Here is a 26850-nt window from a genome sequence, read left to right on the forward strand (position 1 = left end):
CGTTCGTGTTCCCGGTGGCGTGTCGGTGGAGGTGAGCTCGGGTTCGCCGTCTGCGTGGCGGTGGTGCCGGTTCAGTTCTGTCCGTCCGCCATCGATCGTCCCAAGCCACCCAGGAGCGCGGCGAGTTGTCGCTGCTCGCCGGGTACGAGGCCCGCGAGCAGTTCCCGTTCGTGCGTACGGCGTTCCTCGGACACGCGGCCGACCAGGTCGACCCCGGCCGGGGTCAGCCGGAGATGGACGATGCGGCGGTCCTGGCCGTCCCGTTCGCGCTCGATGAGGCCGGCCTCGACCAGGCGGTCGGCGTGCTGGGTGACGCCGCCCGCGCTGACCGCGCCGGCCGCCGCGATCTCGCCCATGGTGCGCCGGTAGGGCGCTCCCACGGCGTGCAGGGCCGCCAGCACCTCGAAGGCGGCCAGGCTGATGCCGTGCCGCTTCACGACGCGCCCGATCAGGGTCCGGTAGCGGGCGGTGCACTCGTTGAGCGCGGCGAAGACGGCCGGCCCTGAAGCGCCGGGGGCCTCGCGCGGGGGCGGCCGGTGCGCCGCCGCGGGGTCCGGCTCCGGGACCCGCCCGGTCAGCGCGGCCGTCAGGACGTCCGTGAGCACGGGTCCCAGCGTGTCCGTGGGCACCGACCTCGCCGGCTCATGGGCGAACAGATAGCGTTCCATGATCACGCCGAAGAGAATGCTGCGGATCATGGCGATACGGGCGTCCGCCGCGTCGGAGTCCCCGAGCATGCTCCGCAGTGGCTCGCTCACCTGCCGGTCGAGAATCGTGGACAGCAGCTCGGCGCTGGGGGGATGGCTGAGCCCCGAGCGGATCAGCGCCGGCCAGGGGTCGTGCGCGGGGAGCCGGTCCCAGCGGTCGAGATAGTCGTGGGCGAGCGCCTGCGGCAGCTCCTCGCGGCCGACCGAGGGGTCGTCGAGCACGCCCTCGGTGACCCCGGTCCCGCTGCCGACGACCTCGCGGAACAGTCCGTCCTTCGAGCCGAAGTACGCCATGACCAGGCCTGGGGTGACGCCCGCCTCGGCGGCGATGGCCCGGATGCCGACTCCCTTGTAGCCCTGGGCTGCGAACAGCCGACGGGCCGCCTCAAGGACGGCGCTGCGCCGCCCCTCGGGGTCGTGGGAGCGGCCGCGCCGGGGCTCGGGGGCGGTCCGGTCCGGGGTGCTGCGCTCTGCGTCCACGTGCCTCAGATTAAACGAGTGTTCAGAATGGGGTGTTCGGGCCGGTCGTACGGCGCGACCTGCCCGGGTCGCCGTCGCCGCCGTGTTGCCCGGGCCGCCGTCACTCGCCGGCCCGCCCGGTACCCCCTCGCAGACCCCGCTCAAAAACAGCCGTTCAAAAACGCCCGTTCAAAAATGGCTCACGATGCGTGCACCGGCCCCGCGAGGCCGCTCAGCGCCCGTCCGCTGCCACCCCGCCGCACCGCGATGAGCTCCGCCGCGATGGACACGGCCGTCTCCTCGGGCCCGCGCCCGCCGAGATCGAGGCCGATCGGTGAGCGCAGCCGTGCGAGTTCGGCCTCGCCGAGCCCCGCGGCCCGCAGCCGTGCCAGCCGGTCCTCGTGCGTGCGCCGGCTGCCCATGGCGCCCACGTAACCGGCCCTGCTGCGCAGCGCGAGTTCGAGGACGGGCACGTCGAAGCGGGCGTCATGGGTCATCACGCACACGGCGGTGGCCGCGTCCACCTGGTCCGCGTGGGCCGCGAACCAGCGGTGCGGCCGGTCCACGACGACCTCGTGCGCGTCCGGGAAACGGGCGGCCGTCGCGAAGGCCGGGCGGGCGTCGCACACGGTCACCCGGTGTCCGAGCAGCGCTCCGATCCGCACGAGGGGGCGCGCGAACTCGACCGCGCCGCACACCAGGAGGTGCGGCGGCACCCCGAAGGCCTGCACGAACAGTTCCTGCTCGGGCGCGCACGACGTGTCCGGGCCCGGCTCGCCGACGCGTACGAGGCCGCTCGTGCCGCGGGCGAGCAGCGCTTCGGCGGCCTGGGCCGCGGCCCGGTCGAGCCGTGCGTCGCCGAGTGTCCCGCTCACCCCGGAAGCGCCCGCGGCGAGGCTTCCCGACCCGCCCTCCACCGGCGTCACCAGTGCCACCGGGACATGAGCCGCGAGGTCGGCGGCCACCCGGGCGAGCGGTGCGTCGCCGGTGACCTCGCGTACCAGCACTTCTATGGTTCCGCCGCAGGTCAGGCCGACCGAGAACGCGTCGTCGTCGCTGACTCCGTACGTCTCGCGGGCGGGCCCCGCACCGGCCAGGACGTCCTCCGCGACCGCGTACACCGCGGCCTCCACGCAGCCGCCGGAGACGCTGCCGACGACGCGGCCGTCCTCGGCGACCAGCATCGACGTACCCGCTGCGTGCGGGGCGGAGCCCCAGGTGCGGACGACCGTCGCCATCGCGAAGCGGGTCGCGGAGGCCTGCCACACGGCTGCCTGGTCGATCACGTGTCGCATGTCGCTCACCTCGAGCACATCGAATCGGCTGCGCCCTCTTGCCAAGAGGAAACTTTAGTGTAAATCATTTCAGGCATTAGATATATGCGTCGACCCGAGAGGCCTGGTGGAAGCCGGTTGAAACCGACACCCTTTGACTACAGCGCTCCAGGCAGCGTCGGCGAGGTGCTCGCCCTCCTCGCCGACGAGGAGCGGGAGGCCAAGGTCCTGGCCGGCGGCCAGTCCCTGATCCCCATGCTCAGCATGCGCCTCGCCCGCCCGGGGCTGCTCGTCGACATCACGCGGGTCCCCGGCCTCGACCGGCTGTACGCCGACGCGTCGGGTGCCCTGCACATCGGCGCCGCCGTCCGCCAGTCCCGGGCCGCGGACGACCCCGCGGTGCGCGACGGGTGGCCCCTGCTCGCGGCGGCGATCCGGCGCATCGGGCACCCGCAGATCCGCCACCGCGGCACGGTCTGCGGCAGCCTCGCGCACCACGACCCTGCCGCCGAACTGCCGGCCGCCGCGCTCGCCCTCGACGCCCGCTTCGTGATCGCCGGACCCGGCGGTACCCGTACCGTCGGCGCCGCCGACTTCTTCGTGGCCACCTTCCAGACCGCCGTGGCACCGGACGAGCTCCTCACCGAGGTCGTCCTGCCGCCGCGGGCCGGTGACGGCTGGGCCTTCGAGGAACTCGCCCGCAGACACGGCGACTTCGCCACCGTCGGTGTCGCGGTCACCCTGCGCCGGGCGCCGGACCGGCACACGATCGCCGCCGCCCGCGCGGTCTTCTGCGGCGCGGGCCCCGTCCCCGTCCGCCTGCCCGCCGTCGAGGAGGCGCTGACCGGGACCGACGCGGGAGCGGCGGCCCTCGACGCGGCCGCGTCCGCCGCGCTCGCCGGTCTCACGCCCGCCGACGACGTCCACGCCACGGCCGCCTACCGCCGCGAGGCCGCCGCCCACCTCCTCGTCCGTGCCTGCACCCTCGCCTGGGAGCGCTGCTCATGACCACCGACCTCGCCACCCCCGACCCGGCGACGGCCACCCACGCCGCCCCGCCGCCGCTCGCCGAACCCTCCGGCTGGCACGAGATCCGCCTGACCGTCAACGGCGCGCCCGTGACCGCCCAGGTGGAGTCCCGGCTGCTGCTCAGCGACTTCCTGCGGGACCGGCTGCGCCTCACCGGCACCCATGTCGGCTGCGAGCATGGCGTCTGCGGCGCCTGCACCGTCCTCGTCGACGGGGAACCGGCGCGCTCCTGCCTGACCCTGGCGGTGCAGTGCGCGGGCGCCGAACTGCGCACGGTCGAGGGTCTCGCCCCCGGTGACGCCCCGCTCACCCCCGTACAGCGGGCGTTCCACGAGTGCCACGGGATGCAGTGCGGCTTCTGCACCCCCGGATTCGTGATGACGGCGACCGCGCTGACCGAACAGCCGGAGCGGCCCGACGCGGCTGATGTCGCCGACGCCCTCAGCGGACACCTGTGCCGCTGCACGGGCTACCGCAACATCCGTCGTGCCGTGTGCCAGGCGCTGGACGAGCGCTTCGCCGGCGGCCCCGCCGGGCAGGGGGAGTGACCCGTATGTCTCACGGACCGTCCCGAGCATCCCGGCAGCCCGCGCAGGACGGCGGCCCCTGGACCGGCCGCCCCGTTCCGCGCGTCGAGGACGACCGCCTCCTGCGGGGCAACGGCCGCTACGTCGACGACGTCGCCCTGCCCGGCGCCGCCGAGGCGGCCTTCCTGCGCAGCCCGCACGCCCACGCCCGCATCCGGTCGGTCGACGTCACCGCCGCGCTCGCCGCCCCCGGGGTCGTCGCCGTCTGGACCGGCGCCGACGTGGCCCATCTGCCCGCCATGCTCAACAGGGAGGAGCTGCGTACCCCGCCCGGCCTCGCCGAACTCCTCGACCCGTACGTCGCGATCACTCCGATGCCGCTCCTCGCCACGGACAAGGTCCTCTACGTCGGCCAGCCCGTCGCGGTCGTCCTGGCCGAGAACCGCTACCTCGCCGAGGACGCCCTCGAACTCGTCGATGTCCGCTACGCGCCCCTGCCCGTCCTCGTCGACCCCGACCGCGCGCTGACCGAGGGCGCGCCGCTGCTCCACGACGAGCTGCGCGACAACACCGCCGTCGCCGTGGCCACCAAGGTGGGGGACCCCGACGCGGCGTTCGCCTCGGCCCACACCGTCGTCAGCGAGGAGTTCCAGGCCCACCGCTATGTCGCCTCGCCCATCGAGACCCGCGCGGTCTCGGCCCAGGTCGACCCGTACAGCGGCGAGCTGACCGTCTGGTCCAACACCCAGACCCCGCACCGGGTGCGGGAGGCCACGGCGCACACGCTCGGCCTCGACCCGGAACGCGTCCGCGTCATCGCCACCGACGTCGGCGGCGGCTTCGGACAGAAGGGCATCCTCTACGTCGAGGAGATGCTCGTCCCGTACGCAGCCCGCGTCCTGGGCCGCCCCGTGCTCTGGCGCGAGGACCGCAACGAGAACCTGACGGCCTCCTCGCACGCCCGCGAGCAGATCCACCGCATCGAACTCGCCGCGGACGCGCAGGGCCACCTCCTCGCCGTACGCGACCGCATCACCGTCAACTTCGGCGCGTACAACATGACCGGCCTGGTCGTGCCCTACAACTCGCTGTGCCACCTCCTCGGCCCCTACCGCGTCCCGCACGTGGACATCGACGTCGTCGGTGTCCTCACCAACACGACCTTCGCCACGCCCTACCGGGGAGCGGGCCGCCCCGAGACCGTCTTCGCGATGGAGCGCGCGATGGACCGCCTCGCCGTCGAACTCGGCCTCGAACCGGCCGAGTTGAGGGCGCGCAACCTCGTGGGCCCCGACGAGATGCCGTACGCGACGGGCCTCGTGGACCGCTCCGGCAAGCCGCAGTCGTACGACTCCGGGGACTTCCCCGAGCTGCTGCGGCGCGCCGTCGCCAAGGCCGACCTCGAAGGGGTGCGCGCCCGGCAGCGCGAGGGCGCCCGCGAAGGCAGGCTCGTCGGGGTCGGCTTCGCGATGTACATCGAGGCGACCGGACTCGGCCCGTTCGAGACCGCCCGCATCGACATCGCGCCCAGCGGCCGGGTCAAGCTCGCGATCGGCGCACCCTCCCAGGGACAGGGACATCGCACGTCCATGGCGCAGATCGCCGCCGACGCGATCGGAGTGCCCTTCGACGCCGTCGACGTGGTGGGCGGGGACACCTCCGCCACGCCGTTCGGTGTCGGCACCATCGCCAGCCGGGCCCTCGTCAACGCGGGCAACGCCACACACCGGGCCGGCCGCCTCGTCCGCGAGAAGATCGTCGAGGCCGCGGCGCGCCGGCTCGGCGTCCCCGCCGACGGCCTCGACCTGCGCGAGGGCGTCATCACGTCCAAGACGGCCGATGAGCCGGCCCTCACCCTGGCCGAACTCGCAGGCCGGGCCCCCCTCCCCGGCACCCCCGAGCCCACCGACGGCCGGCACGGCACCGAGCTCAGCGAGACCGTGCACTTCCGCCCGCCCGGCTTCGCCGTCTCGAGCGGCGCGCACGCCGCCGTCGTCGAGGTCGACGAACACACCGGCGAGACCGAGATCCTGCACTACGTGGCCGTCCACGACGCGGGCGTCATCGTCAACCCGATGATCGCCGAGGGCCAGGTCACCGGCGGTATCGCCCAGGGCATCGGCGGCGCGCTCTACGAGGAGATGATCTACGGCCCCGACGGCCAGCCCCGTACCGGCACCTACATGGACTACCTGGTGCCGACCTCGTCCGAGATACCCGACCTCGACCTCGACGAGATCCACTCCCCGAGCCCGATGAACGACCTCGGCGTCAAGGGCCTCGGCGAGGGCGGCGCCATCGCCCCGCAGGCCGTCCTCGCGAACGCCGTCGAGGACGCGCTGCGCCCCTTCGGCGTGGTCGTCCGGCGCGGCCCCCTCTCACCCAGCCGCGTACGCGACCTGCTCCGCGCGGCCGGCCGGCCCACGGCCGCCGGCTGACCCGGCGCCGCTCCACCCCGACGATTGGACACCCACTCATGCGACTCGACCACTCCTTCACCGTCCCGGCCGCGCCCGACGACGCGTGGAAACTCTTCCTCGACCTCGGCCGTGTGGCCCCCTGCATGCCGGGCGCCGTGCTCGACACCCTCGACGGCGACGCTTTCACCGGACGCGTCAAGGTGAAGGTCGGCGCCGTGCAGATGAGCTACCGCGGCGAGGGCACCGTGACCCGCGACGAGAGCGGCCGCTCGATGGTCCTCGACCTCAGCGGCAGCGAGACCCGGGGCGCGGGCACCGCGTCCGCCACCGTCACCGCGTCGCTCGCCGCCGACCCGGCGGGCACCCGGGTCCGCGTCAGCACCGACCTCGACATCACCGGCCGCCCCGCCCAGTTCGGCCGCGGCATCATGACCGAGGTGGGCGACCGCATCGTGCGCCAATTCGCCGACCGGCTGGAGGAGTTGTTGAGGGAACCGGTCACCGTGGAACCTGCGGCGGCGGTCCCGGCGCAGGCCCGCGAGCCCGAAGCGGTGGACCTCGGCGCGGCCGCCCTTCCCGTCCTCCTTCGGAAGGCCGCCGTTCCGGCCGCGGCCGTTCTCGTCACGATCGCCGTGTTCCGCCTCTTCGCCCGACGCGCGGCCGGCCCCCGATCGCTTCAGGGGTAGGATTTTCAGGGGCGTAGGACATGGCGTCCCGCCCGGGAGCGGCCGAGGGGACGGGGATGACTGAACGGAAGACGGCACGGCGTGATGCCGTGGCGGAGTTCATCGAGGACTGGGCGCGTGAGCGGCCCGAGCTGGACACGACCCCGCTGGAGGTCCTCGCCCGGCTGCACCGCTCGTTCCTGCGGTACAACACCAAGCTCATCGCGTCGATAGAGCGGCACGGGCTCTCCGTCGCCGGATTCGACGTGCTGACCGCGCTGCGCCGATCCGGCGAGCCGTACCGCCTGACCGCGGGGCAGCTCGCCGACCAGGGGCTCGTCTCGTCGGCCGGGGTCACCCTGCGCATAGACCGCCTGGAGAAGGACGGCCTGATCGTCCGGGAGCGCGACGCCGGCGACCGCAGGGTCGTCTACTCGCGGCTCACGGACGAGGGGCTCGCCAAGGTCGACGAGGTCTTCACCGAGCACCTCGACAACGAACGCCGGATGCTCGGCGAGCTCTCCCCGGCGGAGCGCCGCCAGCTCGCGCGTCTCCTGCGCAAGCTGGAGAACTCCATCCTCGCGTCCGACACCCCCGACGAAGCGGCTTCTTAGAGACGAAGCGGTGTCCGGGCGACGAAACGGTTCCCCGGCGGCGATGCGGCTTCCTGGAACGGGGGCGCTCACTCCACAGGGAGCTGGGCGCCTCCCTCCTGATCACCGGCGCGATCTCCTCGGCGAACCGCTGGAGTGTCTCGATCTGCTCGTCGGTCCCCTGCCCGAAGGCATCGGCGGTGATCGACTGGAGATCGTGCCGGTACACCTCGTGGTAGCCGAGGATCTTGTCGATGATCTGCTGCGGCGAACCGATCAGCTGGGGCCCGTCCGCGATGGCGTCCTCGATCGTGCGGAACGGCGTGTTGAAGCCCGCCTTCCCCGCCAGGTGCGGCCGGAAGGACTGCGTGATCTTCGCCTCGTACAGCTCCTTGTAGCGGGCCACCGCCTGCTCGTGCGTGTCGGCGATCAGCAGCCCGCCCGAACCCGCCGCCACGTGCGCGCGCGCCGGATCGTGCCCGTACGCCTCGAACCGCTCCCGGTAGTGGTCGATCAGCTTCGCGTACGCGGCCCGCGGCTGGATGGCGTTGGCCGTGAAGAGCGGATCGCCGTGCTTCGCGGCCAGTTCGGGGGAGTTGAACGAGGTCGCCGAACCGTGCCAGATGCGGGGGAGCCCCGCGTAAGGGCGCGGGACGGTCGTCACGCCCTTCAGGGCGGGCCGGAACTCGCCCTCCCAGTCGACGCCCTCCTCGGTCCACAGCCGCCGCAGCAGTTCGTACTTCTCCCTCTGGAGGTCCCACTGCCGCGCCTCGTCGAGCCCGAACAGGTCGAAGTGGCCCGCCTCCGCACCCTTGCCGATCACCAACTCGACGCGACCGCGCGAGAGTTGGTCGAGGGTCGCGTAGTCCTCCGCGACCCGCACCGGGTCGAGGATCGCGACGACCGTCACGCCCGTCAGCAGCCTGATACGTGCCGTACGGGCCGCCAGCGCGCCGAGTACGACGGTCGGGCTCGACGACAGGAACGCGCCCGCGTGCCGCTCGCCGACCGCGTACGAGTCGTAGCCGAGCTCCTCCGCCGCGACACCGACGTCGACGACCTGCGCCAACCGGTCGGCGGCGGAGGGGAGTTCACCGGTGAGGGGGTGCGGCGCATGGCCGATGATCGACAGGACCTGGAACTTCATGCCCCTACTCTCGCGCCCGGGCATTGCGGGCGTATGTACGCGGTATGGCAGCGCACCAGGACATGCGAGAGGGGCGGCACCCCCCCGTGGGAGCCGCCCCTCAAGTCACGTAGATCCAGGGGTGCCTACTTCTTGTCGAGCACGTCCTGGACCTTGGCGCGCACGTCGTCCGTGGCCAGGCCGCGGATCGTCAGCGTGGTGCGGCGGCGCAGCACGTCGTCCGCCGTCTCGGCCCACTCGTGGTCGCGGGCGTAGGCGACCTGCGCCCAGATCTCCGGGGCGTCCGGGTGGACCCGCCGGCCGAGCTCCGGGTTCTCGTTGGCCATCCGCGCGATGTCGAAGGCCAGCGAACCGTAGTGCGTGGCCAGGTGCTTGGCCGTGTCGGCCGCCATGCGCGGACCCGGGGCCGGGTTGTCGACCAGGAGGCGGTGCGCGACGGCGCGCGGGTTGGCGACACCCGGCAGCGGCATCCGCTTCGGCAGTTCCTTGACCGGCTCGAAGTCCTCGCCCAGCGGGTGGCCCGGCAGGGACTCCAGCTTCTTCATCACCGTGCGGCCGATGTGGCGGAACGTCGTCCACTTGCCGCCGGCGACGGACAGCATGCCACCGCGGCCCTCGGTGACGACCGTCTCGCGCTTGGCCTTGGACGTGTCGCCGGGCCCGCCGGGCAGCACGCGCAGACCCGCGAACGAGTACGTGATCAGATCCCGCTTCAGCTGCTGGTCCCGTACCGAGAAGGCCGCCTCGTCGAGTATCTGGTCGGTGTCCTTCTCGGTGACCGACACGTCGCGCGGGTCACCCTCGTACTCCTCGTCGGTCGTGCCGAGGAGCAGCATGTCCTCCCACGGCAGAGCGAACGTGATGCGGTACTTGTCGATCGGCGTCGCGAGCGCGGCCTTCCACGGGGAGGTGCGCTTGAGGACGAGGTGCGCGCCCTTGGAGAGGCGGATGGAGGGGGCCGCGTTCGGGTCCTCCATGGCGCGCAGGTGGTCGACCCAGGGGCCGGTCGCGTTCAGCACGAGCCGGGCGTTCACGCCGAACTCCTCGCCGTCGACGCGGTCCTTGAGGTCCGCGCCCGTGACCCGGCCCCGGGTGAAACGCAGGCCCGTGACCTCGGCGTGGTTGAGGACCACGGCGCCGGAGTCGACGGCCGCGCGGACCGTCATCAGGGCCATGCGCGCGTCGTTCATCTGGTCGTCGCCGTACACGGCCACGGCCTTGAGGTTCTCCGTCCGCAGCTCGGGCACGTCCTGCTGTGCCTTCGCGGGGGAGAGCAGGTGCCCGACACCGTCACCGAACGCCGACAGGGCGCTGTACGCGAACACGCCCGCGCCCAGCTTCGCGGCGCCGTGCGGGCCGCCCTTGTAGACGGGCAGGTAGAAGGTGAGCGGGTTGGCGAGGTGCGGTGCCACCTGGCGCGACACCGCACGCCGCTCGAAGTGGTTCTCCGCCACCAGCTTCACCGCGCCGGTCTGCAGGTAGCGCAGACCGCCGTGGAGGAGCTTGGAGGAGGCGGAGGAGGTGGCGCCGGCGAAGTCACCGGCGTCCACCAGGGCCACCCGCAGTCCCGACTGCGCGGCATGCCAGGCGGTGGAGATGCCCAGGATTCCGCCGCCGATCACCAGGAGGTCGTACTGCGCCTTGGAGAGCTGTTCCCGGGTCTCGGCGCGGCTCGCTGCTTTGAACGACGCAGTCGAGCCGACGGCCGGATGCGTCCCGAGGGCAGGGACGCTCTGCAGGGTGGTCATGTCTTACTCCTCGCCACTTTCGTCGAGCCAGCCCATGGAGCGTTCGACGGCCTTGAGCCAGCTCTTGTACTCACGGTCGCGCTTCTCCGCGGCCATGTTGGGGGTCCACTCGGCGGCCCTGCGCCAGTTGGCGCGCAGCTCGTCGGTCGAGGACCAGAAGCCGACGGCGAGACCGGCGGCGTAGGCGGCACCGAGGCAGGTGGTCTCGGCGACCATCGGGCGCACCACAGGTGCGTCCACGAAGTCCGAGAGCGTCTGCATCAGCAGGTTGTTGGAGGTCATGCCGCCGTCGACCTTGATCGCCGCGAGCTCGACGCCGGAGTCCTTCGTCATGGCGTCGGTGATCTCACGGGTCTGCCAGGCGGTGGCCTCGAGCACGGCGCGCGCGAGGTGCGCCTTGGTGACGTACCGGGTCAGGCCGGCGATCACACCGCGGGCGTCGGAGCGCCAGTACGGGGCGAACAGACCGGAGAAGGCAGGCACGAAGTACGCGCCGCCGTTGTCCTCGACCGACGACGCCAGCGTCTCGATCTCGGCGGCGGTGGAGATCAGGCCCATCTGGTCGCGCATCCACTGCACCAGCGAACCGGTGACGGCGATCGAGCCCTCCAGGGCGTAGACCGCCTTCTGGTCGCCGATGCGGTAGCCGACGGTGGTCAGCAGGCCGTTGTACGAGTTGACGGGCTTGTCGCCGGTGTTCATCAGCAGGAAGGTGCCGGTGCCGTACGTCGACTTGGCCTCGCCCTCGGAGAAACAGGTCTGGCCGAACAGGGCCGCCTGCTGGTCGCCGAGCGCGGACGCGACGGGAATGCCGCCGAGGAGGTCGCCGAGACGGCCGCCGCTGACCTCGCCGTACACCTCGGCGGACGAGCGGATCTCCGGCAGCATGGCCAGCGGGACGCCGATGGACTCGGCGATCTTCGCGTCCCACTCCATGGTGTGGAGGTTCATCAGCATGGTGCGGGAGGCGTTGGTGACGTCGGTGACGTGCTTGCCGCCGTTGACACCGCCTGTCAGGTTCCAGATGACCCAGGAGTCCATCGTGCCGAAGAGGATGTCGCCGGCCTCGGCGCGCTCCTTGAGCCCCTCGACGTTGTCGAGCAGCCAGCGGGCCTTGGGGCCCGCGAAGTAGGAGGCCAGCGGGAGGCCCGTCTCGCGGCGGAAGCGGTCCTGGCCCACATTGCGCCCGAGTTCCTTGCACAGGGCGTCGGTGCGGGTGTCCTGCCAGACGATGGCGTTGTGGACGGGCTCACCCGTGTTCTTGTCCCACAGCAGCGTCGTCTCGCGCTGGTTGGTGATGCCGATGGCCTTGATGTCATCCCGGGTGATGCCGGCCTTCGTGACGGCCCCGGCGACGACCTCCTGGACGTTGGTCCAGATCTCGGTCGCGTTGTGCTCGACCCAGCCCGGCTTCGGGAAGATCTGCTCGTGCTCCTTCTGGTCGACGGAGACGATCCGGCCGTCCTTGTCGAACACGATGCAACGGCTGGAGGTGGTGCCCTGGTCGATCGCTGCGATGAACGGGCCCGCGGTGTGTGCGTCGGTCACGGTCTGCTCCTGGAAGTTCTCGGTGCGGCTCTGGCGGAGGGTGCGTAGGGGGTCTGTCGCCTACTTGAAGGCGATGTTGTAGAGACCGCCCGCTATGGCGCCGCCGATGAGAGGGCCGGCGACCGGGATCCAGGCGTACGTCCAGTCGGAGCCGCCCTTGTTCGGCAGGGGCAGCAGGGAGTGCACGATGCGGGGTCCGAGGTCGCGGACCGGGTTGATCGCGTAGCCCGTGGGTCCGCCGAGGGAGAGGCCGATACCGACCACCACGAACGCGGTGACCATGGCGCCGAGGACGCCCAGGCCGTTGCCTCCGTCGTTGAGGCCCTGCGTGAGGATGGCCAGGACGAGCACGACCGTGGCGATGATCTCCGTGACGAGGTTCTGCGCCACGTTCCGGATCTCAGGGCCGGTCGAGAAGATGCCGAGCACCGGGCCCGCCTTGGGCGAGACCTTCTCCTGGATCATGCCTTCCTCGGCCGGCGGGGCGGCGAGGATCTCCGGGTCGGTCAGATGCGCGCGGAACTGGCCGTAGTACGTCGCCCAGACCAGCAGGGCGCCGATCATCGCGCCCAGGAGCTGCGAGCCCAGGTAGAGCGGAACATCGCTCCACTTGGTGCCGCCCTCGATGGCGAGACCGATGGTGACCGCCGGGTTCAGGTGGGCGCCTGACACGCCCCCCGCCAGGTAGGCGCCGGTCAGTACGGCGAAGCCCCACCCGAAGGTGATCGCGAGCCAGCCGGCGTTGCGCGCCTTTGAGTTCTTCAGCGTGACGGCGGCGCACACGCCACCGCCCAGCAGGATGAGTACGGCGGTACCGATGGTCTCGCCGATGAAGATGTCGGAGCTGGACACCCGCGACTCCTTTGTCCTTCGTCCAGGGAAGCCGAACCCCGGGTCCCTCTCCGGTGGTTCGCGCCCTCAGGTGAGGGCGTTTTCGGCCCTGGCTTGCCACACTCTAACGCCTGTTGCCGGTAGGTGTTCGACAATGCCGACCGATGGACGCGAGTCTCACCCCGGGGTTACTTGCTCGTCAATGGTTTCTGTTATCGAAAACTCGATCGTTATTGATCGATTCGGGCTATCGGTTGCGTGTCTGGACTGCGCGTCCGTCGATGGTGGCCCGTAAAGCTGCGGCCTGCACGCCGAAACGGCGAAGGCCCCGCCGGGAAGCGGGGCCTTGCGTTCGTCCGAAGGGCGCCCGAGGCGGCGCGGGCGCTCAGAAGCGGCTGGCGCCCAGGTCCCGGGAGACGGCGCGGGCGCAGTCCCGCACGGCGGCGACGAGCTCGGGGCGCAGGTCCCCGTCGACACACACGCGCTCCACGGCGCCGGTGATGCCGACCGCGCCGACCGGCATGCGCCGCCGGTCGTGGATCGGGGCCGCGACGGAGGCGACGCCCTCCCAGGTCTCCTCGACGTCGTCCGCGTAGCCGCGCGCGCGGGTCAGGTCGAGGAGCGTCTCGAACTCCACGATGTCGCTCACGGTCCGCCCGGTGAACGCCTTGCGGTCCACCTCGACCACCTCGCTGTGCGCCACCGGGTCGTACGCCGAGAGGACCTTGCCGAGCGCCGTGGAGTGCAGCGGCTGCATCGCCCCGACCTCCAGGACCTGACGGCTGTCGTCGGGCCGGAACACGTGGTGCACGATCAGTACGCCCTGCTGGTGCAGTACGCCGAGATAGACGCTCTCGCCGCTGGAGCGCGCCAGGTCGTCCGTCCACACCAGCGCGCGCGCCCGCAGCTCGTGCACGTCCAGATAGCTGTTGCCGAGGCGCAGCAGCTCCGCGCCCAGCTGGTAGCGGCCCGACGGGGCGTCCTGCTCGACGAAGCCCTCGTGCTGCAGCGTCCGCAGGATGCCGTGCGCCGTGCCCTTGGCCAGCCCCAGTGTGGAGGCGATGTCCGAGAGGCCGAGCCGGCGCTCACCGCCCGCAAGGAGCCGCAGCATGGCGGCTGCCCGCTCGAGTGACTGGATGTTCCGTGCCATCCCAGCCCTTCCTCCTCGATCCTCTCGCCGAGCAACGTTCGACAATGCTGAACACTATCGGTCGTTGCCGACCTCATGCGAATACGCGAGGAGCCTATATTTCGCCCCGTTTGGCTCGACGCCCCGGTTCGGGGCACACCTGTGCGCACCCGCACCCTGCGCCACATGGCGTTCCGTCCAGTGGACGCCTCCGCTGAGAATCCACCGGCCCGGCTACCCTGGCCGGGTGCGCCTCCTCCATGGGAGCCGCAAAGCCGACAGCCGTCGCACCTCAGGGAGCACTTTCATGGCCTCGTTGCCAACGCCCGTCCCGTCCACCGACTCCGCCGGCCGGACCCGAGCCGACGCCCTCCGTGAAGCCCTGGCCACCCGCGTGGTCGTGGCCGACGGTGCGATGGGCACGATGCTCCAGGCACAGGACCCGACCCTCGAGGACTTCGAGAACCTCGAGGGCTGCAACGAAATCCTGAACGTCACCCGCCCCGACATCGTCCGCTCGGTCCACGAGGAGTACTTCGCGGTCGGCGTCGACTGCGTCGAGACGAACACGTTCGGCGCGAACCTCGCGGCCCTGGGGGAGTACGACATCCCCGAACGCGTCTTCGAGCTCTCCGAGGCCGGCGCGCGCATCGCCCGCGAGGTCGCCGACGAGTTCACCACGAGCACCGGACAGCAGCGCTGGGTCCTCGGCTCCATGGGCCCCGGCACCAAGCTGCCCACCCTCGGCCACGCCGCGTACACCGCGCTGCGCGACGCCTACCAGCAGAACGCCGAGGGCATGATCGCCGGCGGCGCCGACGCGCTCCTCGTCGAGACCACGCAGGACCTGCTCCAGACCAAGGCCTCGATCATCGGCGCCCGCCGCGCCCTCGACGCCACCGGCACGAACCTCCCGCTGATCTGCTCGGTCACGGTCGAGACCACCGGCACGATGCTCCTCGGCTCCGAGATCGGCGCGGCGCTGACCGCCCTGGAGCCCCTCGGCATCGACATGATCGGCCTGAACTGCGCCACCGGCCCGGCCGAGATGAGCGAGCACCTGCGCTACCTCGCCCGCCACTCCCGCATCCCGCTGTCCTGCATGCCCAACGCCGGCCTGCCCGTCCTCGGCAAGAACGGCGCGCACTACCCGCTGACCGCTCCCGAGCTGGCCGACGCCCAGGAGACGTTCGTCCGCGAGTACGGGCTCTCGCTCGTCGGCGGCTGCTGCGGTACCACGCCCGAGCACCTGCGCCAGGTCGTCGAGCGCGTCCGCGGCCTGACGCCCACCGTCCGCGAGCCGCACCCCGAGCCGGGCGCCGCCTCGCTCTACCAGACGGTCCCGTTCCGCCAGGACATCTCGTACATGGCGATCGGGGAGCGGACGAACGCGAACGGCTCCAAGAAGTTCCGCGAGGCCATGCTGGACGGCCGCTGGGACGACTGCGTCGAGATGGCCCGCGACCAGATCCGCGAGGGCGCGCACATGCTCGACCTCTGCGTCGACTACGTGGGCCGCGACGGCGTCGCCGACATGGAGGAGCTGGCCGGCCGCTTCGCCACGGCCTCCACGCTGCCGATCGTCCTGGACTCCACCGAGGTCGAGGTCCTGCGGGCCGGCCTGGAGAAGCTCGGCGGTCGAGCCGTCATCAACTCCGTGAACTACGAGGACGGTGACGGCCCCGAGTCCCGCTTCGCGAAGGTCACCCGGCTCGCGCAGGAGCACGGCGCGGCCCTGATCGCGCTGACCATCGACGAGGAGGGCCAGGCCCGCACCGTCGAGCACAAGGTCGCCATCGCCGAGCGCCTCATCGACGACCTGACCGGCAACTGGGGCATCCATGAGTCGGACATCCTCATCGACTGCCTCACCTTCACCATCTGCACCGGCCAGGAGGAGTCGCGCAAGGACGGCATCGCCACCATCGAGGCGATCCGTGAGCTGAAGCGCCGTCACCCGGACGTGCAGACCACGCTCGGCCTGTCGAACATCTCCTTCGGCCTCAACCCGGCCGCCCGCATCCTCCTCAACTCGGTCTTCCTCGACGAGTGTGTGAAGGCGGGCCTCGACTCGGCGATCGTGCACGCGTCGAAGATCCTGCCGATCGCGCGGTTCAGCGAGGAGGAGGTGCAGACGGCTCTCGACCTGATCCACGACCGTCGCGCCGAGGGCTACGACCCCCTGCAGAAGCTGATGGCGCTGTTCGAGGGCGCCACCGCGAAGTCCCTCAAGGCCGGCAAGGCCGAGGAACTGGCCGCGCTGCCCCTGGACGAGCGCCTCAAGCGCCGCATCATCGACGGCGAGAAGAACGGCCTGGAGGCCGACCTGGACGAGGCGCTGCAGACCCGCCCCGCCCTCGACATCGTCAACGAGACGCTCCTGGACGGTATGAAGGTCGTCGGCGAACTCTTCGGCTCCGGCCAGATGCAGCTGCCGTTCGTCCTCCAGTCCGCCGAGGTCATGAAGAACGCGGTGGCCTATCTGGAGCCGCACATGGAGAAGTCCGACGCCGAGGGCAAGGGCACCATCGTCCTGGCCACCGTGCGCGGCGACGTCCACGACATCGGCAAGAACCTCGTCGACATCATCCTGTCGAACAACGGCTACAACGTGGTGAATCTGGGCATCAAGCAGCCCGTCTCCGCGATCCTGGAAGCCGCCGAGGAGCACAGGGCCGACGTCATCGGCATGTCCGGACTCCTCGTCAAGTCGACGGTGATCATGAAGGAGAACCTGGAGGAGCTCAACCAGCGCAAGATGGCCGCCGACTTCCCCGTCATCCTGGGCGGCGCGGCGCTGACCAGGGCGTACGTCGAGCAGGACCTCCACGAGATCTACGAGGGCGAAGTCCGTTACGCACGCGACGCGTTCGAGGGCCTGCGCCTGATGGACGCTCTCATCGCCGTCAAGCGGGGCGTGCCGGGCGCGACGCTGCCGGAGCTCAAGCAGCGCCGGGTGAAGGCGGGCAACGTACAGATCGAGGAGCGGCCCGAAGAGGGGCCCGCACGCTCCGACACGTCCACCGACAACCCGGTCCCGGAGCCGCCCTTCTGGGGCACCCGCGTCATCAAGGGAATCCAGCTCAAGGAGTACGCCTCCTGGCTGGACGAGGGCGCGCTGTTCAAGGGCCAGTGGGGCCTCAAGCAGGCGCGCACCGGTGACGGGCCCACGTACGAGGAGCTGGTGGAGACCGAGGGCCGCCCGCGCCTGCGCGGCTGGCTGGACGAGCTGCACACCAAGAACCTGCTGGAAGCGGCCGTCGTCTACGGCTACTTCCCGTGCGTGTCCAAGGGCGAGGACCTGATCATCCTCGACGACCAGGGCAATGAGCGCACCCGCTTCACGTTCCCGCGCCAGCGCCGCGGCCGCCGCCTGTGCCTCGCGGACTTCTTCCGTCCCGAGGAGTCGGGCGAGACCGATGTCGTCGGCCTCCAGGTCGTCACCGTCGGCTCCCGGATCGGCGAGGAGACCGCCAAGCTCTTCGAGTCGAACTCGTACCGCGACTACCTCGAACTGCACGGACTGTCCGTCCAGTTGGCCGAGGCGCTCGCCGAGTACTGGCACGCGCGCGTCCGTTCCGAGCTGGGCTTCTCCGGCGAGGACCCCTCCGAGATGGAGGACATGTTCGCGCTGAAGTACCGCGGCGCCCGCTTCTCGCTCGGCTACGGAGCGTGCCCGGACCTCGAGGACCGCGCCAAGATCGCTCAGCTCCTGGAGCCCGAGCGCATCGGTGTCCAGCTCTCCGAGGAGTTCCAGCTCCACCCGGAGCAGTCCACGGACGCGATCGTCATCCACCACCCGGAGGCGAAGTACTTCAACGCGCGGTAGCGCGGTGGCGCGGCGCGGCGGGTGCCCGGGAGACGTCGTCGCGCGCATTGATCCGTACGCGACGTACACTGGTCGGTCCAGTGCAGGCCGGTTGCCTTCCCGTCAAAAGGAGGCAGCCGGCCTTCTCGTCCCTCACGGAGGTGTGCCCGGATGACCAGTACGGTCCCCGCTCTCGGTACCCGAACGGCCGAAGGCTCCGCCCTGCAGGCTGTGCTCCTCGACATGGACGGCACTCTGGTGGACACCGAAGGCTTCTGGTGGGACGCCGAGGTCGCCGTCTTCGGCTCGCTGGGGCACGCGCTCGACGAGGCGTGGCGCGAAGTCGTCGTCGGCGGCCCCATGACCCGCAGTGCCGGCTTCCTCATCGAGGCGACCGGCGCGGACATCACGCTCCCCGAGCTGACCGTGCTGCTCAACGACGGCTTCGAGGAGCGCATCAGCAGCACCCTGCCGCTCATGCCGGGCGCCGCGCGGCTGCTCGCCGAACTCGCCGCCCACGAAGTGCCCATGGCCCTCGTGTCCGCCTCCCACCGGCGCATCATCGACCGGGTCCTGACCTCGATCGGTCCCGAGCACTTCGGGCTCACCGTCGCAGGTGACGAGGTCGAGCGGACGAAGCCGTACCCCGACCCGTATCTGCTCGCGGCCGCGGGTCTTGGTGCGGATCCGGCCAGATGTGCCGTCATCGAGGACACCGCGACCGGTGTCGCCGCCGCCGAGGCGGCCGGCTGCCATGTGGTCGCCGTACCCTCCGTCGCCCCGATCGCACCCGCCCACCGGCGCACGGTCGTCCCCTCCCTCGAACACGTCAACCTGCCTTTCCTGCATGGCCTGATGGGCCACTGAACCTTCGGTAACACCGCTCGCGCGTGGCCGAAATACAGCGTCCATCAACCCAGTTGGGCATGTGACGTTTCCCACTCGATGTGGGGTCGACAGGCATACGGACCTGTGCTGCGGCCCCATACTCCACCCCACCCCGAGTGACCTTGTGTCCCGATTGGTCGGACCCTGAGCCGAAGAGACCCCTGTGGGGTTATCGGTGTGTCCACGCCCGGTTTCGCAGCGTGATGAAGCCGTGGCTCCGGCCCCTTCGGGACCCTTCGCCGTGCGCACTAATCTCGGGGCGAGAACATCGCCGTAACCCCTCGTGTCCCGTCGACACCACCCCCGTTGCCGGGCCCACGGGATCGACAGCTCTGGAGAACTTCGAGCATGAACCGCAAGACTTTGGTGTTGCCGGCCGTCATCGGCCTGCTCGCGCCTGTGCTCGCCGCCTGCGGCGGGTCCGACAGCGGGGGCAAGGACGGCAACCCGATCGCCGTCGGTACCACCGACCGGTTCGTTGCCTCGAAGGCGGTCCCGGCCCCGTTCGACCCCGCGTACGCCTATGACGCGGGCTCCTGGAACGTGCTGCGCCAGACCATCCAGACGTTGATGGCCATGCCGCGCGGCGGCGGCGAGCCGGTGCCCGAGGCCGCCCAGACCTGCGGCTTCACCGACACCGGCAACGAGCGCTTCTCCTGCACCCTGCGCAAGGGCCTCGCGTTCGCCGACGGCACCCCCGTCACCGCCTCGGACGTGAAGTTCTCCATCGACCGTGTGCTCGGCATCAAGAGCGACAGCGGCTCCTCCGCGCTGCTCTCCAGCGTCGACACGATCGAGACGAAGGGCCGCAACGAGGTCATCTTCCACCTGAAGAGCCCCGACGCCACCTTCCCGTACAAGCTGGCCACACCCACCGCCGGCATCGTCAACCCCGACGACTACACGAAGGGGAAGCTGCGCAACGGCTTCTCGGTCGACGGCTCCGGCCCGTACACCCTCGACGCCCAGGTCAAGAACAACACCCTCGTCAAGGCCGTCTTCACCAAGAACCCCCACTACAAGGGGCAGTTGAAGCCGAAGAACGACAAGGTGGAGCTGGTCTCCTTCGCGGATGCCGACGCCATGGGCAAGGCCCTCGAAAAGGGCGACGTCGACATGATGACGCGCACCATGTCGCCGGAGCAGATCAAGCAGCTCTCGGACAACCCGAGCAAGAACATCAACCTGGTCGAGATGCCGGGCATGGAGATCCGCTACCTCGGATTCGACACCAGCGCCCCCGTGGTCAAGAGCAAGGCCGTCCGCCAGGCCATGGCCCAGGTCGTCGACCGCGGCCAGCTCACGGCCGACGTCTACGGCACCTCCGCCGAGCCGCTCTACTCGCTCGTGCCCGCCGGCATCACCGGCCACACGAACTCGTTCTTCAACAGGTACAGCGAGCCGAGCCGTTCCAAGGCCGCCTCGATCCTGTCCCGGGCCGACATCACCACGCCGGTGAAGCTGACCCTGCACTACACGACCGACCACTACGGCTCCGCCACCAAGCGGGAGTTCGAGGTGCTCAAGCAGCAGCTCAACTCCAGCGGCCTGTTCAAGGTCGACATCAAGGGCGACGCCTGGGACACGTTCCGCGCCTCCGAGCTCAAGGGCAAGTACGACGTCTACGGCCTCGGCTGGTTCCCCGACTTCCCCGACGCCGACAACTTCATCGCGCCGTTCCTCGACAAGGACAACTTCCTCGCGTCCCCGTACGCGAACAGCACGATCCGGGACCAGCTCATCCCCGAGTCCCGTCGTGAGGCCGACCGACTGACCGCCTCCAAGAGCCTCACGAGCATCCAGAACATCGTCGCCGACGACGTGCCGGTCCTGCCGCTCTGGCAGGGCAAGCAGTACGTCGCCGCCCGCGACGACATCACCGGAGTCGAGTGGGCGCTGAGCTCCTCCTCGATCCTCCAGCTCTGGGAGCTCGGCCGCGGAGTGAGCGGCTGATCCCAGCGCGAGCCGGCCTTCCCGTCAAGGGCGGCCGGCTCGCCCGATTTCCGCACCACTGACGACAAGGCACGTACGTGAGAATGCGCAACCAGTGGCTGGTCCTGCCCCTCGGGACGGGACTCACCGCGGCCCTGCTGGCCGGCTGCGGCACCGACCAGGGCGATGCCGCCGGGCAGGGCGGGGCCGTGGTCATGGGAATGTCCGACGACATCCAGGCCACCGATCCGGCGTCCGGCTACGACCCGGGGTCGTGGCTGCTGTTCAACAACGTGTTCCAGTCGCTCCTGAGCTTCCCCAAGGGCAGCACGGAGCCGGAACCCGAAGCTGCCAAGGAGTGCTCCTTCACGGACTCCGGCACCCGCGTCTATTCCTGCACCCTGCGCGACGGCCTCACGTTCAGCAACGGCCACAAGCTCACCTCGAAGGACGTCAAGTTCTCCTTCGACCGCATGATGAACATCGGTGACGACGCCGGCCCGGCGATCATGTTCCCCATGCTCGACAAGGTCGAGACGCCGAACGCCAAGACGGTCGTCTTCAAGCTGAAGCACGCGGACGCCACCTTCCCCAGCAAGATCGCGTCCGGCGCCGGATCCATCGTCGACCACACCGCCTACTCCATGGACGGCTTGCGCACGGACGGCAAGGCCGTCGGCTCCGGCCCCTACAAGCTGGACTCCTTCGACAAGAAGAAGGCCGTCTTCTCGGTCAACCCGGGCTACAAGGGCACCGCGAAGGTCCAGAACTCCGGCATGACCATCAAGTTCTTCCACGGCGACCAGGCGGGCCTGAAGAAGGCCCTCGTCGGCGGCGACATCGACCTCGCCTATCGCGGACTCGCCGCCAAGGACATCGCCGGCATCGAGAACTCCACCTCGACGAGCAAGCCCATGGACGTCGTCGAGGGCACCAGCGCCGAGGTCCAGCACCTGGTCTTCAACATGAAGGACCCCGTCGCCGGACGCCTGTCCGTGCGCAAGGCCATGGCATACCTGATCGACCGGGACGCCCTGGTCGACGAGGTCTACCAGGACACCGCCACCCCGCTGTACTCGATCATCCCGGCGGGCATCAGCGGCCACAACACGGCCTTCTTCGACACCTACGGCGCCCACCCCTCGCCCGCCAAGGCCCGCGCCGCGCTGCGTGCCGACGGCATCACCGGCAAGGTGAAGATCACCCTCTGGTCGACGCCCTCGCGCTACGGCCCCGCCACCGACCAGGAACTCGCGGCCGTCGCCAAGCAGCTCAACGCGAGCGGCCTGTTCGAAGCCGACATGAAGTCCATCGAGTTCGGCCAGTACGAGAAGGACATCAAGACCGGCAAGTACGGCGTGTACGTGAAGGGCTGGGTCCCGGACTACCCGGACCCCGACAACTTCACCCAGCCGTTCTTCGGCGCCGGCAACGTGCTCGGGAACAACTACACCAACAGCACCATCACCGGGAAGATCATCCCGGAGACCGGGGCGCAGAGCGACCGCGCCTCCACCGACCGGGACTTCGAGCAGCTCCAGAACATCGTCGCCGACGAGCTGCCGGTCCTGCCCGTCTGGCAGGCCAAGCAGTACGCCGTCGTCCGCGACAGCGTCTACGGCCTGGAGTCGTGCCTCGACGCGTCGACTGTGTTCCGCTTCTGGGAGATCAGCAAGGGCACCGAGTAACAGAACGGTGGCCGCCTCCTTTCGCGGGAGGCGGCCACCGGCCTGTTCGTTCAGGTGTTGCCGTTCTTACTGGGCGCCGGGACGCACCAGACCGCTCTCGTATGCGTACACCGCCGCCTGCACGCGGTCGCGCAGCCCCAACTTCGTCAGCACATGGCCGACATGGGTCTTCACCGTCGTCTCACTGACGAACAGATCAGCCGCGATCTCCGCGTTCGACAGGCCGCGGGCCACGAGCTTGAGGACCTCGACCTCACGCTCCGTCAGCGTGTGCAGTGTGTCGGGCACCGGCTCGTCGCCGGACGGCAGATGGTCCGCGTACTTGTCGAGCAGCCGCCGCGTGATGCTCGGCGCGAGCATCGCCTCGCCCGCCGCGACCACCCGGATCGCCTGCACCAGCTCATTGGCCGGAGCGTCCTTCAGCAGGAAGCCACTGGCGCCGGCCCGCAGCGCCTCCACCACGTACTCGTCGAGGTCGAACGTCGTCAGGACGAGCACCTTCGCCGGACCGTCCCGGCCGGGGCCGGTGATCTGCCGGGTCGCCTCGACACCGTCCATCCGCGGCATACGGATGTCCATCAGCACCACATCGGGCTGCAGGGCACGGACCTGGTCGAGCGCCTGCAGGCCGTCTCCGGCCTCGCCGACGACCGCGATGTCCTGCTCGGCCTCCAGAATCATCCGGAACCCGGTACGGAGCAGCGGCTGGTCGTCGACCAGTAGGACGCGGATCGCCACGTAACTCTCCTTAGGTAGTCCGGGCCCATTCTGCCCTGCTAGCTGCTCTCCGACCCGGACACCCCGATCTGAAGCGGATACGGCGGGGGAGTCCCGCCGAACTCCGGGCAAACCGCCTGATGGTCGCACCAACCGCACAGCTTCGTCGGGCGCGGCCGCCACTCGCCCGTCTCCGTGGCCAGCTGGATCGCCTCCCACAGCGCGTGCAGCTTGCGCTCCACCCGCTCCAGGTCCGCCACCTCCGGGTCGTACGTCAGCACATCCCCGCTGCCCAGATAGACCAGCTGGAGCCGCCGCGGCACGACCCCCTTCAGGCGCCACACCACCAGCGCGTAGAACTTCATCTGGAAGAGGGCGCCCTCCGCGTACTCGGGGCGCGGGGCCTTGCCCGTCTTGTAGTCGACGATCCGGACCTCGCCCGTCGGCGCCACGTCGACCCGGTCGATGATGCCGCGCAGCTTCAGGCCCGAGTCCAGCTGGGCCTCGACGAACAGCTCCCGCTCGGCGGGCTCCAGACGCGTCGGGTCCTCCAGCGTGAACCAGCGCTCGACGAGCTGCTCGGCCTCGCCGAGCCAGCGCGCCATCCGCTCGCCCTCGCCGTCGTCCGCGAACAGCTCGGCCAGCTCCGGCTTCACCTCACGCAGCCGGTCCCACTGGCCGGGAATGAGCGACTTGGCCCGCGGGGCCGTCCGCTCGCCTGCGGGGGCGTCGAACAGTCTCTCCAGCACGGCGTGCACCAGCGTGCCGCGCGTCGCCGCCTCGCTCGGCTTCTCGGGCAGCTTGTCGATCACCCGGAACCGGTAGAGCAACGGGCACTGCATGAAGTCGCTCGCGCGCGACGGCGAGAGCGACGCAGGGCGAGCGGCCGCGGCGGCCCCTTCGGTGCTGGTTTCCATGACGACAGACCTTACGGGCAGCCACTGACAGTCAGGTATGAACGCGTCACGGGCGTCCTGGGAAGCGGGGCCCTGGGGCGCCGCAGGGGAGTCGACGAGGGCCGCGCCACACCGGACGCATACCATCGACGGCAGACCCCCTCGCCCTGCATGATCGTGCAACGGCAGGAGCGAGGGATTTCTAACGAGGGGACCGAGGGATCACCGTGGACGACAGCGGCCGGCCGCAGCCCGGCAGCGGCACGACGGACGACCACCAGGCCGCCCGCCCAGGCCCCACGCCCCCCGTGCCCCCGACACCCGTGAACGGCGCGGCCCGGGCGAACTCCGTGCCGCACGCGCCCCGGGATCCGGAAGAGCCCCCGCACACGGAAAGCCCCGACCCCGCCGCTCCGGCCGACGGCGAGGACGCCACCCCGGCAGACCAGAGCGAGACCTCCGACAGCGCGCCTGACACCGCCCCCGGCTCGGACCCGTTCACCGAGCCCGCCTCCGCCGACGGCGACGACACGCGCCCGGCCGACCCGGAGCCCCCGGCCCGCACCCCCGCGACAAGCGGCCGCCGCCCCACCAAGGCACCCGAGCCCCGAGGCGGGCTGCTCATGGGCCGCCCCTTCGGCGTCCCCGTCTACGTCGCGCCCAGCTGGTTCCTCGTCGCCGCCCTCATCACCTGGGTCTTCGGCGGCCAGCTCGACCACGTCCTGCCCGAACTCGGCGCCGCCCGCTACCTCGTCTCCCTCTTCTTCGCGGTCGCGTTCTACGCCTCCGTACTCGTCCACGAACTCGCGCACACCGTCGCCGCGCTCCGCTTCAAGCTGCCGGTGCGCCGCATCCAGCTGCAGTTCTTCGGCGGCGTGTCCGAGATCGAGAAGGAGTCCGAGACACCGGGACGCGAGTTCGTGCTCGCCTTCGTCGGACCGCTGCTCTCCCTCGTCCTGGCAGGCGTCTTCTACCTCGGCATGCTCGCCGTGGACCCCGGCACCGTGCCCGGCGTCCTGCTCGCGGGACTGATGATCTCCAACCTCATCGTCGCCGCGTTCAACCTGCTGCCCGGCCTGCCCCTCGACGGCGGCCGCATGCTCCGCGCGATCGTCTGGAAGATCACCGGCAAGCCCATGAGCGGCACCGTCGCCGCCGCCTGGGTCGGCCGCGCCCTCGCGATCGCCGTTCTCATCGGACTCCCGCTGCTCACCCAGTCCGGCGCCCTCGGCGAAGGCGCCGCGGACGTCAGCGGCATGGACACCGTCACCGACGCCCTGCTCGCCGCCATCCTCGCCGCGATCATCTGGACCGGCGCCGGCAACAGCCTCCGCATGGCCCGCCTGCGCGAACACCTCCCGGAACTGCGCGCCCGCACCCTGACCCGCCGCGCAGTCCCCGTGGAGAGCGCGACCCCGCTGTCGGAGGCCCTGCGCCGCGCCAACGAGGCGGGCGCCCGCGCCCTCGTCATCGTCGACGCCGACGGGGAACCCAGGTCCCTCGTGCGCGAGGCCGCCATCGTCGGCGTACCGGAACACCGCCGCCCCTGGGTCGCCGTGAGCGGCCTCGCCCAGGACCTCACCGACGGGATGCGCGTCTCCGCGGAACTCGCCGGCGAGGAGCTCCTCGACACCCTCCGCGCCACCCCCGCCACCGAGTACCTCGTCGTCGAGGAGAGCGGCGCCATCTACGGCGTCCTGTCCGCCGCCGACGTGGAGCGCGCCTTCGTCAAGGCCATGGCCCGCCCCTCCTGACCGGGCCCGCACCCCCGCGCCCCTGGTCCGCGGGCCCTCCGCGGACCGGTAGGCTGGTCACATGTCCGAACCGACCGGTGCCGCCCGCCGACGCGGGCCCTTCAAGGTCGGGGACCAGGTACAGCTGACCGACCCCAAGGGCCGCCACTACACGTTCACGCTCGAGGCCGGGAAGAACTTCCACACCCACAAGGGTTCCTTCCCCCACGACGAGCTGATCGGCGCTCCCGAGGGCAGCGTTGTCCGCACCACCGGAAACGTCGCCTATCTCGCGCTGCGCCCCCTGCTCCCCGACTACGTCCTGTCCATGCCCCGCGGCGCCGCCGTGGTCTACCCCAAGGACGCGGGGCAGATCCTGGCCTTCGCCGACATCTTCCCCGGCGCACGCGTCGTCGAGGCAGGCGTCGGCTCCGGCTCGCTGAGCAGCTTCCTGCTGCGCGCCATCGGCGACGAGGGCATGCTGCACTCCTACGAGCGCCGCGAGGACTTCGCCGAGATCGCCACGCAGAACGTGGAGCGCTACTTCGGCGGCTCCCACCCCGCGTGGCAGCTCACCGTCGGGGACCTCCAGGACAACCTGAGCGACACCGACGTGGACCGCGTCATCCTCGACATGCTCGCCCCCTGGGAGTGCCTCGATGTCGTCTCCAAGGCCCTCGTCCCCGGCGGCATCCTCTGCTGCTACGTCGCCACCACCACCCAGCTCGCGCGGACCGTCGAGTCCATCCGCGAGATCGGCTGCTTCAACGAGCCGACGTCCTGGGAGTCGATGATCCGTAACTGGCACGTCGAGGGCCTGGCCGTCCGCCCGGACCACCGCATGATCGGCCACACCGGCTTCCTCCTCACCGCCCGCCGCCTCGCGGACGGCGTCGAGCCGCCCATGCGCCGCCGCCGCCCCGCCAAGGGCGCGTACGGCGAGGACTACTCGGGCCCGAACGCGGACGGCGGCAACGCCGGACGCTGACCCGAGCATCCGACACAACGCAAAGGCGCCGCCGCCGAGTTCCCCGCACACCCGCGGAACTCGGCGGCGGCGCCCGTTCGTTGAGGAGCGGCGCGCACGATACGGCAAGGACACGTGAGGAAG

The 26850-nt window shown here is 70.7% G+C and carries 19 protein-coding genes and 1 pseudogene; 11 read left to right on the forward strand and 9 right to left on the reverse strand.

Annotated elements, in window-relative coordinates; genetic code table 11:
• Window positions 1–71: 71 nt before the first annotated feature.
• Both OG698_RS35790 and OG698_RS35795 read right to left on the reverse strand, forming a co-directional pair.
• Window positions 72–1187: a TetR family transcriptional regulator gene (locus OG698_RS35790; protein ID WP_406107978.1), complete on the reverse strand. Its 1116-nt coding sequence runs from the start codon at window positions 1185–1187 to the stop codon at window positions 72–74.
• 179 nt (window positions 1188–1366) lie between these two features.
• The gene (locus OG698_RS35795; protein ID WP_406107980.1) at window positions 1367–2461 is read right to left on the reverse strand and encodes an XdhC family protein; all 1095 of its coding nucleotides are present in this window, start codon (window positions 2459–2461) and stop codon (window positions 1367–1369) included.
• A gap of 117 nt (window positions 2462–2578) precedes the next feature.
• Between OG698_RS35795 and OG698_RS35800 the strand changes: the two genes are divergently transcribed.
• The 5 genes from OG698_RS35800 to OG698_RS35820 are packed head-to-tail and all read left to right on the forward strand — an operon-like array spanning window position 2579 to window position 7695.
• Window positions 2579–3448 carry an FAD binding domain-containing protein gene (locus tag OG698_RS35800; protein ID WP_406107982.1) on the forward strand — a complete coding sequence of 290 codons (870 nt, stop codon included), beginning with the start codon at window positions 2579–2581 and terminating at the stop codon, window positions 3446–3448.
• Complete coding sequence (locus OG698_RS35805; RefSeq protein WP_399970664.1) at window positions 3445–4017, forward strand: (2Fe-2S)-binding protein; 573 nt, start codon at window positions 3445–3447, stop codon at window positions 4015–4017. The genes OG698_RS35800 and OG698_RS35805 overlap by 4 nt, the downstream gene beginning before the upstream one ends.
• A gap of 5 nt (window positions 4018–4022) precedes the next feature.
• Complete coding sequence (locus tag OG698_RS35810; protein ID WP_406107983.1) at window positions 4023–6434, forward strand: xanthine dehydrogenase family protein molybdopterin-binding subunit; 2412 nt, start codon at window positions 4023–4025, stop codon at window positions 6432–6434.
• 38 nt (window positions 6435–6472) lie between these two features.
• A complete protein-coding gene (locus OG698_RS35815; protein WP_406107985.1) occupies window positions 6473–7102 on the forward strand; it encodes an SRPBCC family protein in 630 nt (209 codons plus the stop codon).
• 56 nt (window positions 7103–7158) lie between these two features.
• Complete coding sequence (locus OG698_RS35820; protein ID WP_406107987.1) at window positions 7159–7695, forward strand: MarR family winged helix-turn-helix transcriptional regulator; 537 nt, start codon at window positions 7159–7161, stop codon at window positions 7693–7695.
• A gap of 73 nt (window positions 7696–7768) precedes the next feature.
• Here the strand turns inward: OG698_RS35820 and OG698_RS35825 are convergent.
• The 5 genes and pseudogenes from OG698_RS35825 to OG698_RS35845 form a co-directional block, all read right to left on the reverse strand.
• Window positions 7769–8821 (reverse strand): annotated as a pseudogene (locus OG698_RS35825) (LLM class flavin-dependent oxidoreductase); the annotation flags it as partial.
• Between the two features lie 125 nt (window positions 8822–8946).
• Window positions 8947–10569, reverse strand: coding sequence for a glycerol-3-phosphate dehydrogenase/oxidase (locus tag OG698_RS35830; protein ID WP_100599040.1), 1623 nt, complete (start codon window positions 10567–10569; stop codon window positions 8947–8949).
• A gap of 3 nt (window positions 10570–10572) precedes the next feature.
• Complete coding sequence (glpK, locus tag OG698_RS35835; RefSeq protein WP_329575020.1) at window positions 10573–12117, reverse strand: glycerol kinase GlpK; 1545 nt, start codon at window positions 12115–12117, stop codon at window positions 10573–10575.
• A 60-nt stretch (window positions 12118–12177) separates the two neighbouring features.
• Complete coding sequence (locus OG698_RS35840) at window positions 12178–12969, reverse strand: MIP/aquaporin family protein (protein ID WP_356289439.1); 792 nt, start codon at window positions 12967–12969, stop codon at window positions 12178–12180.
• Window positions 12970–13333: 364 nt separating this feature from the next.
• Window positions 13334–14098, reverse strand: coding sequence for an IclR family transcriptional regulator (locus tag OG698_RS35845; protein ID WP_100599037.1), 765 nt, complete (start codon window positions 14096–14098; stop codon window positions 13334–13336).
• Window positions 14099–14384: 286 nt separating this feature from the next.
• Between OG698_RS35845 and metH the strand changes: the two genes are divergently transcribed.
• The 4 genes from metH (at window position 14385) to OG698_RS35865 (ending at window position 22393) form a co-directional block, all read left to right on the forward strand.
• Entirely contained in the window at window positions 14385–17906 is a 3522-nt protein-coding gene (metH, locus tag OG698_RS35850; protein ID WP_406107990.1) for a methionine synthase, read from the forward strand.
• A 150-nt stretch (window positions 17907–18056) separates the two neighbouring features.
• Window positions 18057–18752 (forward strand): HAD family hydrolase, encoded by a 696-nt coding sequence (locus OG698_RS35855; RefSeq protein WP_399970678.1) that lies wholly within the window; start codon window positions 18057–18059, stop codon window positions 18750–18752.
• Window positions 18753–19121: 369 nt separating this feature from the next.
• Window positions 19122–20726: an ABC transporter substrate-binding protein gene (locus OG698_RS35860; RefSeq protein ID WP_406107992.1), complete on the forward strand. Its 1605-nt coding sequence runs from the start codon at window positions 19122–19124 to the stop codon at window positions 20724–20726.
• Between the two features lie 77 nt (window positions 20727–20803).
• Window positions 20804–22393: an ABC transporter substrate-binding protein gene (locus OG698_RS35865; RefSeq protein ID WP_406107994.1), complete on the forward strand. Its 1590-nt coding sequence runs from the start codon at window positions 20804–20806 to the stop codon at window positions 22391–22393.
• A gap of 66 nt (window positions 22394–22459) precedes the next feature.
• Here OG698_RS35865 and OG698_RS35870 read toward each other — a convergent pair whose 3' ends face one another.
• On the reverse strand, window positions 22460–23131 hold the full coding sequence (locus OG698_RS35870; protein WP_018535046.1) for a response regulator transcription factor: 672 nt from the start codon (window positions 23129–23131) through the stop codon (window positions 22460–22462).
• Window positions 23132–23169: 38 nt separating this feature from the next.
• Window positions 23170–24027, reverse strand: a complete 858-nt coding sequence (locus OG698_RS35875) for a RecB family exonuclease (RefSeq protein ID WP_399970684.1) — start codon at window positions 24025–24027, stop codon at window positions 23170–23172.
• A gap of 206 nt (window positions 24028–24233) precedes the next feature.
• Here OG698_RS35875 and OG698_RS35880 point away from each other — a divergent pair, with 206 nt between their 5' ends.
• Together OG698_RS35880 and OG698_RS35885 are read left to right on the forward strand one after the other, a co-directional pair.
• Window positions 24234–25760 (forward strand): site-2 protease family protein, encoded by a 1527-nt coding sequence (locus OG698_RS35880; RefSeq protein ID WP_406107996.1) that lies wholly within the window; start codon window positions 24234–24236, stop codon window positions 25758–25760.
• Window positions 25761–25821: 61 nt separating this feature from the next.
• Window positions 25822–26727 carry a tRNA (adenine-N1)-methyltransferase gene (locus OG698_RS35885; protein WP_406107998.1) on the forward strand — a complete coding sequence of 302 codons (906 nt, stop codon included), beginning with the start codon at window positions 25822–25824 and terminating at the stop codon, window positions 26725–26727.
• The last annotated feature ends 123 nt before the right edge of the window (window positions 26728–26850 follow it).

The sequence above is a fragment of the Streptomyces sp. NBC_01003 genome (assembly GCF_045162695.1).
Classification (GTDB): Bacteria; Actinomycetota; Actinomycetes; order Streptomycetales; family Streptomycetaceae; genus Streptomyces.

What these genes read in the sequence shown, in the direction of transcription:
- OG698_RS35820 (WP_406107987.1), top strand. Translation starts at nt 7,159, where the DNA reads ATGACTGAACGGAAGACGGCACGGCGTGATGCCGTGGCGGAGTTCATC.
- OG698_RS35815 (WP_406107985.1), top strand. Translation starts at nt 6,473, where the DNA reads ATGCGACTCGACCACTCCTTCACCGTCCCGGCCGCGCCCGACGACGCG.
- OG698_RS35855 (WP_399970678.1), top strand. Translation starts at nt 18,057, where the DNA reads ATGACCAGTACGGTCCCCGCTCTCGGTACCCGAACGGCCGAAGGCTCC.
- OG698_RS35810 (WP_406107983.1), top strand. Translation starts at nt 4,023, where the DNA reads ATGTCTCACGGACCGTCCCGAGCATCCCGGCAGCCCGCGCAGGACGGC.
- OG698_RS35805 (WP_399970664.1), top strand. Translation starts at nt 3,445, where the DNA reads ATGACCACCGACCTCGCCACCCCCGACCCGGCGACGGCCACCCACGCC.
- metH (WP_406107990.1), top strand. Translation starts at nt 14,385, where the DNA reads ATGGCCTCGTTGCCAACGCCCGTCCCGTCCACCGACTCCGCCGGCCGG.
- OG698_RS35845 (WP_100599037.1), bottom strand. Translation starts at nt 14,098, where the DNA reads ATGGCACGGAACATCCAGTCACTCGAGCGGGCAGCCGCCATGCTGCGG.
- OG698_RS35860 (WP_406107992.1), top strand. Translation starts at nt 19,122, where the DNA reads ATGAACCGCAAGACTTTGGTGTTGCCGGCCGTCATCGGCCTGCTCGCG.
- OG698_RS35885 (WP_406107998.1), top strand. Translation starts at nt 25,822, where the DNA reads ATGTCCGAACCGACCGGTGCCGCCCGCCGACGCGGGCCCTTCAAGGTC.
- OG698_RS35830 (WP_100599040.1), bottom strand. Translation starts at nt 10,569, where the DNA reads ATGACCACCCTGCAGAGCGTCCCTGCCCTCGGGACGCATCCGGCCGTC.
- OG698_RS35795 (WP_406107980.1), bottom strand. Translation starts at nt 2,461, where the DNA reads ATGCGACACGTGATCGACCAGGCAGCCGTGTGGCAGGCCTCCGCGACC.
- OG698_RS35875 (WP_399970684.1), bottom strand. Translation starts at nt 24,027, where the DNA reads ATGGAAACCAGCACCGAAGGGGCCGCCGCGGCCGCTCGCCCTGCGTCG.